Consider the following 14,827-nt stretch of genomic DNA (forward strand, 5'->3'; position numbering starts at 1 on the left):
AGTCTATTGTTCTAACTGCTCTTTGGTAGGCAAATTTAATTTTTCATTTACCTTATCTGCTGTTTTATTTAAAATTTTGGGTGCTTTAAGCCGGTAACCTACAAAAAATTCAATATATCTTATATTGTCGTTTAACTTAATAAAATTACTGCCTTTATACCGGCGGGTGGATAAATTGGTATAGACGCCACCAAAAAACTTATCAAAATTAAAGCCTAAAGTAGCGCTGCCTGCAATTAAAAATACGGATGAGAAAATGGAATTATCTCCAAAGTCGTTGTAATTTAATCCCAAGCCAATATCAGCTCCCGCGGCTAGAAAAAGGTTCTTACTGAATACATAATTGTAATAATAGCCCGGGGTAATCCCGAGATTCAAGGAGTTGACATTATGGTCGAAACCGCTCGACTCCATAACAAAATTAGTGTAATCATAAGAAACTTTATACAATACGCTTCCCACACTTTTTGTTTGTTTTTCTTTCTGACCGATCGTTGCGCGGTAAGAAAAGTTTTCATTGAAAGAATAAGCTGTGGAGCCTCCAACTTTATTGGTCTCTAAAAAGGGGGCATCCCTTGTTTGCCCATTTTCCTCTAAGTTAAATCCTCTTTGATGGTAAATGGTTAAGGTTTGTATCCATCCTTTATAAAACCCTTTGGCATTGATATTATAGATTTTGGAATCTATAGAATCGGAAGTTTTATTGCCGCGAAGCCAATTTGGGGAAATCCCGATATTGGCTTCTATAGAACGGTATTGAACCCCTAAAAGAATACGGTCTTTTTTATTGGGAATTGCTTTGAATTCCTGCCGTTCACTGTTTTCATCCTGAAAATAATTAAATCGGTTCTCTGTATTTACGTAAGATAGTTTTAAGGCCAGTTGATTGGGAAACGTTTTTATATATTCATTTTTTTGAAGCGTATCGGTTTGGGCCATAATACAGCCGTGAACAATGTATACTATGATTACCAGTTTTTTTATAGCCAGTTTTTTGGATGTTCCAATACTTTAAGTAATCTTTCTTCTTCGCTTCCTTTGTCCGGATGATGATCGTAAACCCACTGTACATATGGAGGAAGGCTCATTAATATACTCTCAATGCGCCCATTTGTTTTAAGGCCGAAGAGGGTGCCTTTATCATGGACCAAATTGAACTCGACATAACGTCCCCTGCGTATTTCCTGCCAATTTCTATGGGCTTTGGTGTACGAGATATCTTTCCGCTTTTCTACGATAGGCACATAGCCATCTAAAAAGCTGTCGCCAACTTCGGTTACAAAGTTATACCAATCTTCCATAGTTTTTGCTTCGGAAGCTTTGCAATAATCAAAAAAGAGTCCGCCAACGCCTCGTGCTTCATTTCGATGGGCATTCCAAAAATAGGAATCACATTTTTCTTTGTACTCTGGGTAAAAATTAGCGTCATGTTTATCGCAGGCGGTTTTACAAGTTCGATGAAAATGAATCGCATCTTCATCAAATAAATAATAGGGGGTAAGATCTTGTCCGCCACCAAACCAGCTGTCCAATATTTCCCCTTCCTTATCATACATTTCAAAATAACGCCAATTAGCATGAACAGTAGGGACAAACGGATTTTTAGGGTGTAGCACCAAGCTTAAACCACAAGCAAAAAAATCGCAATCTTTCACTTTAAAATAAGTCTGCATGGCCGGGGGAAGGGCTCCGTGTACTGCGGAAATGTTTACCCCTCCCTTTTCAAAAACAGCTCCGTTTTCTATTACCCGGGTACGACCGCCTCCACCTTCTGGGCGTTTCCAAAGATCTTGTTGAAAGGTAGCTTTTCCATCAATGGCTTCCAGCTTAGAAGTAATGGTGTCTTGTAAGTTCTGAATATATTGATAAAATTTCTGTTTCATGCAAAACTGTTTTTAAAAGCTTTTACTTTCTGGATTTTTTGATTTAATTCGAAAGAATAGGTCTTGTTTTGTATTTGAGCCTGATTGTAAATGGCAATAATTTTTCCAGCCAAATCTTGCTGGTTGAAGTTTATTTCCAAACGAATAAGCTTGAATAATAAATCGCCTATCTGCTCGTAGTGTTCGAAAGACAGATTTTGAGCGAGAAGCTTTTCAAGCAGCACATCAACATTTGTTTCAAGAATAGATGGGAGTGATAATCCAATTATTCCCTCCAGAGTTTTGCTAACTTTTTCCTGTTGCGCTACCTGCCATAATTCGGGAACGAATTCTATTTTTAGAAGGCGTTCCAAATTGCGACTTATGCGTTCGTTCTCTTCATCTTTTAAACCTTTGCTTAACATGTGTAAAGGATTTAAGTTATATATATTCAATAAAAACCAAACTCTTTTCAGCTGATTTTAAATCGTTTATTCTTTCGATATATTTTGCCTTTTTTACTTCCTTTAAAAGCAAGATAACCACCTTCTCTATTGAAGTAAGCTTTTTATGCTGAAATTCTTCCTTCATAATAGCTCTGCCAACAGCATTGTTGTGTAAATCCATGGCTTCAGCTAATTCAGAATTTTTAAAAGCCTTTTCATGCCAATCGGTTATGTATTTCGCCCAGTTACAACTATTTTTAAATGTTTTACCTGCTTTTAAGCAATATGCTATAATTAACATATTCCATAAGGCGTGTCTAAATGCATTCGCAACATTGTTCTTATTGTGAGCATCCCCAAAATACATTGTGCTAATGGAGATACATCTTCGGGTGGCCTGGGTAAAGCAATAAAAAAGTATTGGCTTTGATAACACAATCAGTGATAACTTGAAAAGCTGACTAATTGAAAGCGACTTTAAAAGGCCACCAATATTCATCTATTTTGTTTCGTATTCCTTAACCGCTTCTATAAACGCCTTGGCGTGATCTACAGGAATATGCGGTAAAATACCATGACCCAAATTCACCACATATTTATCTTTACCAAATTCATCAATCATCTGGTGAACCATCTTTTTGATTGTTGGTATGGGAGAGAGCAATCGGGAAGGATCGAAATTTCCTTGAAGGGTAATATTTCCGCCCGTTAGATAACGTGCATTTTTTGGGGAGCACGTCCAATCTACTCCCAAAGCTGAAGCTTTACTTTTGGCCATATCTCCGAGGGCAAACCAGCATCCCTTACCAAAAACAATAACTTCTGTTTCTGGTGCTAAAGCTTCTATTATTTGATTGATATATTTCCAAGAAAATTCTTGATAATCCACTGGCGAGAGCATGCCTCCCCAAGAATCGAATATCTGAACGGCGTTAACCCCATTTTTTACTTTTTCCTTTAAATAAAGGATGGTGGTATCGGTTATTTTTTGGAGTAGGGCGTGTGCCGCTTCGGGTTGGGAAAAACAAAAACCTTTGGCTGTATCAAAACTTTTAGAGCCTTTTCCTTCAACTGCATAACAAAGAATGGTCCATGGGGAGCCTGCAAAACCAATAAGCGGAACTTCATCGTTCAACATTTCTTTGGTGAGCTTTATGGCATCCATCACATAGCCCAGTTCTTCATTTATTTCTGGGACAACTACTTGTTCCACATCTTTCGCGGTGCGGATTGGATTGGGTAACCAAGGCCCAACACCAGGTTTCATCTCCACCTCGATGTTCATCGCTTGCGGAATTACCAAAATATCTGAAAACAGTATGGCTGCATCTGGTTTTACAATACGTATGGGTTGTACCGTAATTTCAGCTGCCAATTCTGGAGTGCGGCAACGTGTAAAGAAATCATACTTTTCTTTTAGGGCCATAAATTCTGGCAGATACCTCCCTGCTTGACGCATCATCCATACCGGAGGGCGGTTTACAGTTTCTCCTTTTAATGCTTTTAAAAATAAATCGTTCTTTATCATGATTTTGTGTTTTCCAAAAAGGTCAATAAGTAACCTTGCCGGATATTTATTTAAAATGTTTTATTACCTGTACCAAAACGTTTTCGACAGTTGTTCTGTTGGCGGTTATTATATTGTTGGTGTGTTTTCTAGCGGCGGCTTCTGTGGTTTTACCCAAGCAAAAAACGGTAGTGTCTTCAAACAAATTTCTTTGAGCATAGCTCTCCACTGCACTGGGGCTAAAAAAAAGAACCCCGTCGAAAGTGCGGATCATGTTTTTGGAAGTTAGTTTAGTTTTATAAACCTCAATTTCTTCAAGTTTAATTTGATTTTTTCCCAACAATTTAGGCAATTCTTCACGTCTAATATTGCCACAAAAAAGTGTGAAATCTTTATCTGAGTGGTTTTCCACAATACGTTCTGCCAATGCTTTGGCTTGGTATGCTTTTTCTACTACCGAAAAGCCGTTTTCTTTTAAAAGTGCTTCGGTTTTGTCGCCAACACAAAAGCAATTTTTAATCGTAATATTATGATCAAGAATAGATTTAACAGCATTTTTACTAGTAAAAATAGCGTTCTCTATTTCTACTGAACTTTCAAACGTAATAGGCTTTATTTCAATAAAATTCTCGTCAATACAATTAATATCGGCGGTTTGCAATAGTTTTTTTTGGTCGGGAGTTAATTTTTTGGTGCTTAATATTTCTATCATTTATCAGGTTCATTTAGTCATTGCTTCACCAAAATTGGCAATATCTTCGTTTTTTCCAAAAACAATCAACTGATCATTTTTCTGAATTTTTGTATTGTTATCGGGCAATCCAATCACTTCTTTTTTCTTCAATTTATTTCCTAAAAAATTTCGTTTTTCACAGGGACGAATAATGGTTACAACATTCAGATTGTATTTTTTACGAAAATCCAATTCGTGTAGGGATTTGCCTTGAAAAGATTCGTTCGCTTGAACTTCGGAAATAGAATATTCGTCGTCTAGATTGAAGTTGTCGAGTACATTTTTTAAATTAATCTTTCCGGTAAGGTTGGCAGCTGCTTCCTGTTCGGGATGGATTATATTGGTAATTCCCATGGCTTTTAAAACGGTATCGTGCACAGGGGATAGAGAACGACTAATAATTTTTGCTTCCGTTTTATCCTTTAAAATGGCCGTGGTAATAATGGCCGCGCCTTCATTTTCGCCAATCGCAACAATTGCAATATTGGCATCTTTCATTGGCAGGGTGTCGTAAGCCAACTCGTTGGTGGCATCCAGGCAAATGGTATGTGCAATCTTATCTTTCAATAGATTTACTTTTTCCATCTTTAGATCTACTCCTATAACTTCGTTGCCCGATTCGGTTAACTTTAAAGCCAACGAACTCCCAAAATTCCCTAAACCAAAAACGATAATTTTCATTTGCTTAAACGTGTTTATATACGAACCTTAATTGTTTGGTGTATGCTGTTGATTCAAAATTAGTTAATTAATATGTTTTCTTTAGGATATTCGTAAAACTGATTGTTCATTTGCCGTAATACCCCAATAAGGATATTGAGCATGCCTATTCTTCCTATGAACATTACAACTGCAATAACAATTTTGCTTGGATAACTTAAATACGGAGTTACATTGAGGCTCAAACCTACGGTGCTGTAAGCCGAAAAAGCTTCAAAAGCGATGGAGATTAAATCTCTTCCCGGTTCAAAAAACAATAATAGCAAGATAGCAATCCCTATGGTGATCAATGAAATGGATACAATGGCAAATGCCCTGTTAAGCGTGGCATTGCTAATACTTCTAGTGCCAATTTCTATACGCCTTCTATTGCGTGCGATGTTGAAAATGTTTAAGGTTGCCAGGGCAAACGTAGAGGTTTTTATACCCCCAGCGGTAGATCCCGGAGAACCACCTATCCACATTAACAGAATAACAAAAAGCAAGGAGGGCATTGTAAGATTAGAGTAATCGATAGTATTGAACCCTGCAGTTCTTGGGGTTACCGATTGAAATGCGGTTGCGGTTACTTTTCCAAATACTGTTTGGTGCTCGCTTAGGGTATTGTTCCCTTCAGAAAAATAGAAGAACGCAAATCCGGCCACTAAAAGAATCACGGTGGTGGCCATTACAATTTTGGAATTCAGTGTAAGCAACCTCACCAAATATTTCTTATGTTCTTTGTTGAAAAGGTTTAGAATATAAATTTTGACGTAATTGTAAAAATTGAAAATAATATTATAGCCTAAACCTCCAACAATAACAAGTAACATAATTACCCATTGAAAAGGATAGTCAAACCGAAGGTTTTCGTTAAAGAGTCCATCTCCAATATTAGAAAATCCAGCGTTGCAAAATGCCGATATCGAATGGAAAACACTAAAAAAAATAGGGTGTTCTATTTTGCTGAGGTCTTCAATAGAAAGGTAAATAAAAATAGCTCCCACGGCTTCCAAAGAAAAGGTGAATAAAACAATATTCATTGCGAATTTTAAGGCATCTTTAAGTGTTTCTGAAGCCACATAATCTTTAACGTAGAGAGTTTCTTTAAAAGAAGAGCCGCCTTTAAAAAAATAGGCAAAAAAGGAGGTAAAGGTTAAAATCCCCAGTCCGCCTAATTGAATTAAAAAAAGGATAACGCCCTGCCCAAAAACAGTAAAATCCGTAGAGGTGTCCAATACAGCCAATCCTGTAACACAAACCGCACTTGTGGAGGTAAAAAATGCATCGATAAAAGCAATATCCCCAACGGTAGTTGCTTTAGGAAGCATGAGCAAGAATGCACCCAGCAGGTCAAAAATAAAAAAACTTCCCACAAATAGGATAGCCGGATTGAAGTAGACGCTGTACAAATACCTCATTAAAATGCTAAGGCGCATAACGAGGTATAATAACAAAGCACCTTCTATAAAAGGTTTTATTTTAATGAGATAAGCTTCTAGCGCTTGTTCTGAGGCAAATATGTAAAGAAAAAAACTCAGTAGAATGACTGCGCCAAAAATGGTAGCATAGGTGAGACTAAGGATTTTTCGGGTTCTATCTTTATGAACAAGATATCGATAGATGTTGGTAGCTAAAAGAATAACAATAAGGATGGATATGATGATGAGTTTATGGGTTCTAAACTTTTCATACATAAAGAAGCCAAAGTCGAAAATGAGAAAACTAATGACGATAAAGTCAATAATTAAAAAAAATAGTCTTTGTGGACTTACTTTACTCACAAGCTCAACTCTTTTCTTAGTTTATTCATTATTTCCTTACCTCCACTATTTAAAATTTCCTTTGCACATAAAACTCCCAAACCATCGCAATTTTCTATGAGAACTTTTTTTTCTACGGTAACTTTTTGTTTTCCATCGAGGGAGAAAAGCCCACCGGTAAAATATAAATAATCAACATCTATACTAGCAAGAGCTCCAATAGGTGCTGTACAGCCACCCTCTAAGGTACTTAAAAATTCCCTTTCTATGGTAGTGCAAATATCTGTTTCGTAGTGGTTTAATTTTTCAAGGGCTTTGCGGGTAAAGGTATCGTTAACCATTGCCACTACCAGCATGGCGCCTTGTGCGGGGGCGGGAATCATCCAATCCAGAACAGTGTGGTTTTTAGGTTTTAGGTTAATTCGCTCTAAACCAGCAGCGGCAAAAACAGCCCCTTCCCATTCATTGTTTTTTAATTTCTCCAATCGTGTATTTACATTGCCACGAAGGTCTACCACTTTATTTTTTGGGAATTTGCTAAGCCATTGTGCTTTACGGCGTAAACTACCCGTAGCAATGGTTGCTTTTTCTGGGAGCTTGTTTAGGTCTACCACTTTTTCCTTGTGCAAAAATAGATCTAAAGGGTTTGCACGCGGCAATACTGCCGCTTTTACAATATTTTTAGGCAGTTGGGTTGGCACGTCTTTCATACTATGAACAGCAATATCAACGGTTCCATTATGCATGGCCACATCTAACGTTTTTGTAAAAACCCCAGTAATCCCCAATTCGTGTAAAGGCTTGTCTAAAACCAGGTCACCATCGGACTTTACAGGTACTATTACCGTTTCATAACCATTTTTTTCCAGAAGATCTTTAACATGGTTAGCTTGCCATAGCGCTAATTCACTATCGCGAGTTCCAATACGTATTACTTTATTCATTTTGAAGTTTCTAATTGAAACACTTTTTTGATTAGTTCAATACTCTCGTCGGAGGTGTTGGAGTTTCCTTTTAAATGATTGGCGAAGTGCGTCGTTATTTTTTGAATAATACGGTTGCTTATTATTTCTGCCTGCTCATCGTTAAAATCATCAATCTTTTTACGCTGAAAGTCAATCTCGGCATCTTTCATGGTCCTCAACTTCTTTTTAAGCGCTTTAATGGTAGGAGCAAATTTTCGTGTTTCCAACCAATGCTTAAAATCGGTTTCCACCTCTGCTATAATAAGCTCTGCTTTGGGGATAAAAAGTTCCCTTCTTTTAAGCGTATCGTCTGTTATTTTGGAGAGTTGATCTAAATGAACCAAGGTGACATTTTTATGTTCCTCTACATTCAAGTCCACATTTTGCGGAATGGATAAGTCCAAAATCAACAGCTCCTTTGAGGTATGTATTAACTCTTTGGAAATTGTAGGCTTTTGTGCTCCGGTAGCTACAATAAGCACATCGGTTTTTCTTATTTCTTCTTGTAGGTCGCTATATTCCTTAACTTTAAGGTTGAATTTACCAGCTACTTTTTCAGCTTTGTCTTTTGTTCTATTAATTAAGACAATATGATCATTTTTGGTGTGTTTCACCAAATTTTCACAAGTATTCCTTCCTATTTTTCCGGTACCAAAAAGTAAAATGTTCTTTTCTGAAATATTTGGAACTTTTGCCAAGATGTATTGTACCGAGGCAAAAGCTACAGAAGTGGCGCCCGAAGAAATTTCAGTTTCATTTTTAATACGTTTGCTGGCTTGTATAACGCTGTTGCACAAACGCTCTATAAAATGATTGGCAAGCCCTTTTTCTTTGGAAATATAAAAGCTTTGCTTAATCTGACTAATAATTTCAAAATCACCGAGAATTTGACTGTCTAGACCCGTACCCACTCGAAAAAGATGGGAAATAGAATTATTATTTTTATAAACGTATCCAATTTCTTGAAATTCTTCTACCGTACCATTAGAGTTTCCGCACAGCAATTGTATTAATTGAAATGGGTGTTGAGCAAAACCGTAAATCTCTGTTCTATTGCAAGTAGAGGTAACCAAAATACCGTCAATGCCAGCGGACTTAGCTTGGTCTAACAGCGCATTTTTTGCCGTTTCATCCAAACTAAATTTTCCTCTTAATGCGGCATCGGCTTTTTTGTAACTTATTCCAGTTGCGTAAAAAGAACTATGTTTTGATATATTATAAGCTTCCATTCAGTTTTTTCTGAAGTCGGCACAAAATTAATTTGAAAAGGATTAAAAAAATAACGCTTGAAGAACTTTTTATGTCGCTTTAGGAAAATAAGAATCCGATTCGGTTATAATTCAGTAAAATACCTTATTTTTGAAGCAAAATAGCCTATTTCGAAGCTAATTGTTTAGAACTGTTCTAAATAATATCAATCAGAATAATTCAATTTGAGCTTAAAAAAAATAACGCTGTAAGTGCCATGGAAGAAATTGTAATTGAAGACGGATTTACTCTTTTGAAAATACAGAATGAAACGAATGATATTCAGCATTTTAGCAAGCAAATAGATAGTAGTTTTATTCAATTTCATTTTTGTTTAAAGGGAAGTTCCATTTTTCATTTTAATCAAGGTAATTACGCCTTGGATATTAAAGAAGAAGACGCATTGCTTTTATACAATCCTCAACGGGACCTTCCTATAAACTTAGAGGTAAACTCTAAAACGTGGTTAATATCGGTATTGATACCTATAAAAAAATTTCATTCTTTATTTTCTTCGGAAGCCAATTACATTCATTTTTTAAATGAAGAAAACATCGATAAAAAATATTACAATACCACCTCGATAACCCCAACCATGTCGGTCGTGCTCAGCCAAATGATGAATTACAACCTGCACCAATCTATAAAGGCTTTGTATTTAAAGGGAAAAGTTTACGAGTTGTTGGGGCTTTATTTTAACAAACCTGAAGATGCAGATATAGAACAATGTCCATTTTTAATAGATGAAGACAACGTTAGGCGTATACGCCGGGCGAAGGATATTGTAATTGCCCGAATGTCTGAACCTCCTTCCCTGCAGGAACTTTCGGACGAAATTGGGTTGAATCTAAAAAAATTGAAAGAAGGCTTTAAGCAAGTCTATGGCGACTCTGTTTATAGTTTTTTGTTTGACTATAAAATGGAATATGCTAGAAAAATGCTGGAAACAGGCGATTTAAATGTAAATGAAGTTGGTTTAAAAGTTGGCTACAGCACCGCCAGTCATTTTATTGCCGCCTTTAAAAAGAAATACAGCACAACGCCTAAAAAGTATATAATGTCTCTAAATAATTAATCATAACCATAATCAATATTAAATATTCAAATCAATGAAACACTTTTTTTTATCTGTAATCTTTTTGTCGGCTATAGCTTGCAACGACACCAAAAAGGAAGATGGTCAAGACCCAGAAGAAGCAATCGAAGAAGTTGATAGTACCAGTACCGCGGCCGATAATGTCTTGGTTTTTACCAAAACAGCTGGATTTAGACATAAATCCATTGAAACGGGGGTAGCACTTATTAAAAAATTAGGATCAGAAAACGATTTTAATGTTACCCAAACAGAAGATTCGTTGCAATTTAATACCGAGAACTTAAAAAAGTACGATTTGGTTTTATTCCTCTCTACAACCATGGATGTATTGGGTGAAGAGCAGGAAAAGGCTTTTGAAGATTACATACAAAATGGGGGAAGTTTTATGGGGATACACGCAGCTTCCGATACCGAGTATGAGTGGCCTTGGTACGGAAAACTGGTTGGGGCATATTTTTTAAACCATCCTGGGAACCCTAATGTTAGAAATGCAGATATAAAACGTATAGATAAAGAACATATATCCACAAAAATGTTACCCGATACCTGGAACCGAACCGACGAGTGGTATAATTTTAAAGATATCAATCCAGAAATCAATGTATTACTGGAGCTGGATGAAACCAGTTACGAAGGCGGGGAGAATGGAGGGTACCACCCAATAGCCTGGTATCATGAGTATAATGGTGGCCGTGCTTTTTACACTGGTGGTGGGCATACCGAAGAATCGTTTTCAGAGCCTTTGTTTGTAGAGCACGTATTAGGAGGTATTTTTTATTGCTTGGGTAGGGAATAACATCAAATTTTTCTATTTCAGAATAGAAAGCTTTAGATTAAAAATAGAAATTTTCTAGTTTCAAAACGGTAGTTTTGTCAAAATAAAAACGAATACATGAAAGGAGTTTTATTGGTGAATTTGGGCTCCCCAGATTCTACAGATCCAAAAGACGTAAAGCGTTATTTAGAAGAGTTTTTAATGGATGAAAGAGTGATCGACTTGCCTTTATGGCTTCGAACATTCATTGTGAAGGGGATTATTTTAAATACCAGACCTAAAAAGTCGGCCGCCGCTTATGAAAAAATTTGGTGGGAAGAAGGCTCTCCGTTAATAGTTCTTTCAGAAAAATTACAACATAAAGTAGATGGGCTCACCGGTGTTCCTGTTGCCCTTGCTATGCGATACGGAAATCCATCCATAAAAAGCGGACTGGAGGCTTTAAAAAAAGAAGGCGTAAAAGAGGTGTTGCTTATTCCTTTATATCCACAGTTTGCCATGGCCACTACAGAAACTATTTTGGTATTGGCTGAAGAACTTCGACAAAAGTATTTCCCTGAAATGCAATTTACCAATGTTCCGGCATTTTATAATCATCCAGATTATATTCGGGTACTCTCCGAATCTATTCAGGAACATTTGCAAAACAAGGAATGGGAGCATTTGCTATTCTCTTACCACGGGGTTCCAGAGCGGCACATTAAAAAGTCCGACATCACTAAGTCCCATTGTAAAATAGATGGTCAGTGCTGTAAAACACCCTCACCGGCGCATCAGTTTTGCTATAGGCATCAATGTTACGAGACTACCAAACAAGTGGCAGCTTATCTGGGATTAAAAGAGGGTATGTACAGTACTTCTTTTCAATCCCGCTTGGGGATCGATCCCTGGTTGCAGCCTTTCACCGATAAAACAATAAATAAATATGCTGAAGAGGGTACGAAGAAATTGGCAGTTGTAACCCCCGCTTTTGTTTCCGATTGCCTTGAAACCCTTGAAGAAATAGGGATGGAAGCACAACATGAATTTAAAGAGAATGGAGGAGAAGAGTTCCATTTAGTACCGTGCCTTAATGACGATGAGGCTTGGGTTAAGGTACTTTCCAGATGGATTGATGAATGGGCGTTAAATCCTGTAGAAAAATAAAATATGGCAAACGTATCTTCGAAAGAACTAGGGACAGCCTCTATTGGTAAACTTTTGGTAAAACAAGCGGTTCCAGCCTCCATTGGTATTTTGGTAATGTCCTTAAATATTTTGGTAGATACCATTTTTGTTGGTAACTGGATTGGTTCGGTTGCTATTGGTGCTATTAATGTGGTATTGCCGGTTTCTTTTTTTATAGCCGCGCTCGGTATGTCCATTGGTATTGGAGGGTCCTCCATAATTTCAAGGGCGCTGGGAGCTGACGACCGATTTAAAGCGCTTAAAACTTTTGGGAACCAAATAACACTTACCATATTGCTTACTTCTGTTTTAGTGGCGGTAGGATTAATATTTGTGGACTCAATTATTCCTAGTTTTGGTGGGAAAGGCCCTATTTTCGAGCCTGCAAAGATTTATTATAAAGTGGTGCTTTATGGAGTTCCTTTTTTGGCTCTTTGCATGATGGGGAATACGGTAATTAGGGCAGAAGGGAAACCTAAATTCGCTATGATCGCCATGATTATTCCTTCTGTAGGAAACTTAATCTTCGATTATATATTTATCAACCTTTTGGATTTTGGAATGCTGGGTGCAGCGTGGGCAACTACCGGTTCTTATCTGTGTTGTTTTATATATATTTTATGGTTTTTCCTTTCAAAAAAGTCGGAATTAAAAATAGAATGGTCTCATTTTGGTTTAAACATTCCCATAGTTTCAGAAATTGCCTCCTTGGGCGGGGTTACCTTGGCAAGACAGGCGGTGGTGAGCATCACCTATTTATTCCTTAATAATATTTTATTCGAACTCGGCGGTGCTTCCTCGGTAACGGTTTATGCTATCATCGGTCGCATGCTTATGTTTGCCCTTTTTCCTGTATTAGGGATTACTCAAGGCTTTTTGCCAATTGCGGGATACAATTATGGAGCGGAATTATACGAACGCGTTAGGGAATCTATAAATACAGCAATTAAGTATGCCATTTTACTCGGATTTTTAATTTTTTTACTCATCATGCTGTTTCCAGAGCAGATTACTGGCATCTTTACTCAAGATTCAGAAGTACTCAATGAAACTCCAGGCGCCATGAGATGGGTTTTTGCAGCAACTCCCATAGTTGTAATTCAATTAATAGGGTCGGCCTATTTTCAAGCGATCGGAAAAGCAATCCCGGCCTTACTTCTTACTTTAAGTAGGCAAGGTTTCTTTTTTATACCCCTTATTTTAATTTTGCCTAAATTTTATGGCGAATTGGGGGTTTGGATCTCCTTTCCAATTGCAGATGTGCTTTCCACCATCGTAACTGGTTATTTTTTAAATAGGGAGATTAGGAAGAATTTAATGGTGACCGATACAGCAAGTGCAAAAGTTTAACGGATATACTTTGTAAACCAATGGCTGAATATTATAATTATATAAAATCTTTACATCTTATTTTTGTAATCACCTGGTTTGCAGGTCTATTTTATATTCCACGATTGTTCGTTTATCAAATAGAGGCTTTCCATAAACCTTCTCCGGAAAAAGAGATTTTAGGAAAACAGTTAAAGCTGATGGCCAAAAGACTTTGGTTTATAATAACGTGGCCCTCGGCAATTCTGGCCATTTTATTTGCCATATGGTTATTGGTGATAATGCCAGAATGGTTGCAGCAAGGTTGGATGCATGTAAAACTGCTTTTTGTATTGCTATTGATAATCTATCACCTTAAAACGCATGTCATTTTTAAAGAATTACAGCGTGATGAGGTAAAATATTCCTCCCGTTACATGCGTATTTGGAACGAAGGTGCTACCATTATACTATTTTCTGTAGTGTTTTTAGTTGTTTTAAAAAATAGCATTAATTGGATTTTTGGGGTTATCGGGATTTTTGTATTGGCAGTTTTATTAATGCTGGGCATTAAATTGTACAAAAGCATTCGGGATAAAAATCCAGAGGTGTAATTAGTTTTCTAGGGCTTGAACCTCTTGTTTTAAGCCATGCAGATAACGTTTTATAACAGTCCAAATATAGAGTTATCAATACTGTCGTAAGCGTGAATTAGTCTATTTCTAAAACCATTAATTTGTTGGTCATTCTTAATATTTATTTGCGGATCGTACTTTTTTAATTGATTTAAAGCTTCTCCAATGATGCCTAGTTGTCTTTCTACAGCACTTTGAGTTTTCAAATCCTTTTCATAGTCACTGAAACTTTCAATATCAGTGGTGAATCTTTCAATTAAATCTATCGCCATCAAGATGTCAGAAAGATATTTTTTGCTCTTTTCCGTCATAGATTAAGACTTTCGTTGATTCGATATTCTTCTTAAGAATCGGATTTTTAATAGATGAGTTGGTTAAAAGGTCTACTTTCCGTAGAAAGAATTCCTCGAAGATATCCCAAATTCGCATTAAAGATTCTCCTCGCTCCAAAGGATCTTCATTATCTATTTCTATTAACAAATCTATATCGCTGGTGTTTTCATGAAAATCATCAGTGACAGAAGATCCAAACGCATAGAGATTTCGGACATTATGGGATTTACATATTGTCAAGAAGTCGGATAATCTGTTATGTATGGATTCTTTAAGGTTCATAACGCTAA

General features: G+C 36.8%; 17 protein-coding genes. 5 read left to right on the forward strand and 12 right to left on the reverse strand.

The window, feature by feature from the left end; translation table 11 throughout:
* Positions 1-3: 3 nt before the first annotated feature.
* Genes HX109_RS06535 through hemA form a run of 10 tightly spaced genes read right to left on the reverse strand, consistent with a single transcriptional unit; the run spans position 4 to position 9,204 of the window.
* Complete coding sequence (locus HX109_RS06535; protein ID WP_178950406.1) at positions 4-939, reverse strand: DUF4421 family protein; 936 nt, start codon at positions 937-939, stop codon at positions 4-6.
* 41 nt (positions 940-980) lie between these two features.
* Positions 981-1,883: an oxygen-dependent coproporphyrinogen oxidase gene (hemF, locus tag HX109_RS06540; RefSeq protein ID WP_178950408.1), complete on the reverse strand. Its 903-nt coding sequence runs from the start codon at positions 1,881-1,883 to the stop codon at positions 981-983.
* Positions 1,880-2,287 (reverse strand): hypothetical protein, encoded by a 408-nt coding sequence (locus HX109_RS06545; RefSeq protein ID WP_178950409.1) that lies wholly within the window; start codon positions 2,285-2,287, stop codon positions 1,880-1,882. Before HX109_RS06545 ends, hemF begins: the two co-directional genes overlap by 4 nt.
* A gap of 16 nt (positions 2,288-2,303) precedes the next feature.
* Positions 2,304-2,807, reverse strand: a complete 504-nt coding sequence (locus HX109_RS16400; RefSeq protein WP_410504049.1) for a DUF6973 domain-containing protein — start codon at positions 2,805-2,807, stop codon at positions 2,304-2,306.
* Complete coding sequence (gene hemE / locus HX109_RS06555) at positions 2,808-3,836, reverse strand: uroporphyrinogen decarboxylase (protein WP_178950413.1); 1,029 nt, start codon at positions 3,834-3,836, stop codon at positions 2,808-2,810. It lies immediately after the preceding gene.
* 46 nt (positions 3,837-3,882) lie between these two features.
* Positions 3,883-4,527 carry a uroporphyrinogen-III synthase gene (locus HX109_RS06560; RefSeq protein ID WP_178950415.1) on the reverse strand — a complete coding sequence of 215 codons (645 nt, stop codon included), beginning with the start codon at positions 4,525-4,527 and terminating at the stop codon, positions 3,883-3,885.
* A 9-nt stretch (positions 4,528-4,536) separates the two neighbouring features.
* Complete coding sequence (locus HX109_RS06565; RefSeq protein WP_178950416.1) at positions 4,537-5,229, reverse strand: potassium channel family protein; 693 nt, start codon at positions 5,227-5,229, stop codon at positions 4,537-4,539.
* Between the two features lie 59 nt (positions 5,230-5,288).
* Entirely contained in the window at positions 5,289-7,031 is a 1,743-nt protein-coding gene (locus HX109_RS06570; RefSeq protein WP_178950418.1) for a TrkH family potassium uptake protein, read from the reverse strand.
* A complete protein-coding gene (gene hemC / locus HX109_RS06575; RefSeq protein ID WP_178950420.1) occupies positions 7,028-7,954 on the reverse strand; it encodes a hydroxymethylbilane synthase in 927 nt (308 codons plus the stop codon). Before hemC ends, HX109_RS06570 begins: the two co-directional genes overlap by 4 nt.
* A complete protein-coding gene (gene hemA / locus HX109_RS06580) occupies positions 7,951-9,204 on the reverse strand; it encodes a glutamyl-tRNA reductase (RefSeq protein WP_178950422.1) in 1,254 nt (417 codons plus the stop codon). Before hemA ends, hemC begins: the two co-directional genes overlap by 4 nt.
* A gap of 236 nt (positions 9,205-9,440) precedes the next feature.
* Here hemA and HX109_RS06585 point away from each other — a divergent pair, with 236 nt between their 5' ends.
* The 5 genes from HX109_RS06585 (at position 9,441) to HX109_RS06605 (ending at position 14,183) form a co-directional block, all read left to right on the forward strand.
* Entirely contained in the window at positions 9,441-10,298 is an 858-nt protein-coding gene (locus HX109_RS06585) for an AraC family transcriptional regulator (RefSeq protein WP_178950424.1), read from the forward strand.
* A 34-nt stretch (positions 10,299-10,332) separates the two neighbouring features.
* Positions 10,333-11,115, forward strand: a complete 783-nt coding sequence (locus tag HX109_RS06590; protein WP_178950426.1) for a ThuA domain-containing protein — start codon at positions 10,333-10,335, stop codon at positions 11,113-11,115.
* A gap of 96 nt (positions 11,116-11,211) precedes the next feature.
* Positions 11,212-12,240, forward strand: a complete 1,029-nt coding sequence (hemH, locus tag HX109_RS06595) for a ferrochelatase (protein WP_178950428.1) — start codon at positions 11,212-11,214, stop codon at positions 12,238-12,240.
* A 3-nt stretch (positions 12,241-12,243) separates the two neighbouring features.
* Entirely contained in the window at positions 12,244-13,611 is a 1,368-nt protein-coding gene (locus tag HX109_RS06600) for an MATE family efflux transporter (RefSeq protein ID WP_178950430.1), read from the forward strand.
* 20 nt (positions 13,612-13,631) lie between these two features.
* The gene (locus HX109_RS06605; protein ID WP_178950432.1) at positions 13,632-14,183 is read left to right on the forward strand and encodes a CopD family protein; all 552 of its coding nucleotides are present in this window, start codon (positions 13,632-13,634) and stop codon (positions 14,181-14,183) included.
* A gap of 50 nt (positions 14,184-14,233) precedes the next feature.
* Here HX109_RS06605 and HX109_RS06610 read toward each other — a convergent pair whose 3' ends face one another.
* Positions 14,234-14,515 carry a DUF86 domain-containing protein gene (locus tag HX109_RS06610; RefSeq protein ID WP_255462801.1) on the reverse strand — a complete coding sequence of 94 codons (282 nt, stop codon included), beginning with the start codon at positions 14,513-14,515 and terminating at the stop codon, positions 14,234-14,236.
* The gene (locus HX109_RS06615) at positions 14,484-14,819 is read right to left on the reverse strand and encodes a nucleotidyltransferase family protein (protein WP_178950434.1); all 336 of its coding nucleotides are present in this window, start codon (positions 14,817-14,819) and stop codon (positions 14,484-14,486) included. The genes HX109_RS06610 and HX109_RS06615 overlap by 32 nt, the downstream gene beginning before the upstream one ends.
* Positions 14,820-14,827: the final 8 nt, after the last annotated feature.

This window comes from Galbibacter sp. BG1, from assembly GCF_013391805.1.
In the GTDB taxonomy this organism is placed as follows: Bacteria; Bacteroidota; Bacteroidia; order Flavobacteriales; family Flavobacteriaceae; genus Galbibacter.

What these genes read in the sequence shown, in the direction of transcription:
- HX109_RS06535 (WP_178950406.1), bottom strand. Translation starts at nt 939, where the DNA reads ATGGCCCAAACCGATACGCTTCAAAAAAATGAATATATAAAAACGTTT.
- hemF (WP_178950408.1), bottom strand. Translation starts at nt 1,883, where the DNA reads ATGAAACAGAAATTTTATCAATATATTCAGAACTTACAAGACACCATT.
- HX109_RS06545 (WP_178950409.1), bottom strand. Translation starts at nt 2,287, where the DNA reads ATGTTAAGCAAAGGTTTAAAAGATGAAGAGAACGAACGCATAAGTCGC.
- HX109_RS16400 (WP_410504049.1), bottom strand. Translation starts at nt 2,807, where the DNA reads ATGAATATTGGTGGCCTTTTAAAGTCGCTTTCAATTAGTCAGCTTTTC.
- hemE (WP_178950413.1), bottom strand. Translation starts at nt 3,836, where the DNA reads ATGATAAAGAACGATTTATTTTTAAAAGCATTAAAAGGAGAAACTGTA.
- HX109_RS06560 (WP_178950415.1), bottom strand. Translation starts at nt 4,527, where the DNA reads ATGATAGAAATATTAAGCACCAAAAAATTAACTCCCGACCAAAAAAAA.
- HX109_RS06565 (WP_178950416.1), bottom strand. Translation starts at nt 5,229, where the DNA reads ATGAAAATTATCGTTTTTGGTTTAGGGAATTTTGGGAGTTCGTTGGCT.
- hemC (WP_178950420.1), bottom strand. Translation starts at nt 7,954, where the DNA reads ATGAATAAAGTAATACGTATTGGAACTCGCGATAGTGAATTAGCGCTA.
- hemA (WP_178950422.1), bottom strand. Translation starts at nt 9,204, where the DNA reads ATGGAAGCTTATAATATATCAAAACATAGTTCTTTTTACGCAACTGGA.
- HX109_RS06585 (WP_178950424.1), top strand. Translation starts at nt 9,441, where the DNA reads ATGGAAGAAATTGTAATTGAAGACGGATTTACTCTTTTGAAAATACAG.
- HX109_RS06590 (WP_178950426.1), top strand. Translation starts at nt 10,333, where the DNA reads ATGAAACACTTTTTTTTATCTGTAATCTTTTTGTCGGCTATAGCTTGC.
- hemH (WP_178950428.1), top strand. Translation starts at nt 11,212, where the DNA reads ATGAAAGGAGTTTTATTGGTGAATTTGGGCTCCCCAGATTCTACAGAT.
- HX109_RS06600 (WP_178950430.1), top strand. Translation starts at nt 12,244, where the DNA reads ATGGCAAACGTATCTTCGAAAGAACTAGGGACAGCCTCTATTGGTAAA.
- HX109_RS06605 (WP_178950432.1), top strand. Translation starts at nt 13,632, where the DNA reads ATGGCTGAATATTATAATTATATAAAATCTTTACATCTTATTTTTGTA.
- HX109_RS06610 (WP_255462801.1), bottom strand. Translation starts at nt 14,515, where the DNA reads ATGACGGAAAAGAGCAAAAAATATCTTTCTGACATCTTGATGGCGATA.
- HX109_RS06615 (WP_178950434.1), bottom strand. Translation starts at nt 14,819, where the DNA reads ATGAACCTTAAAGAATCCATACATAACAGATTATCCGACTTCTTGACA.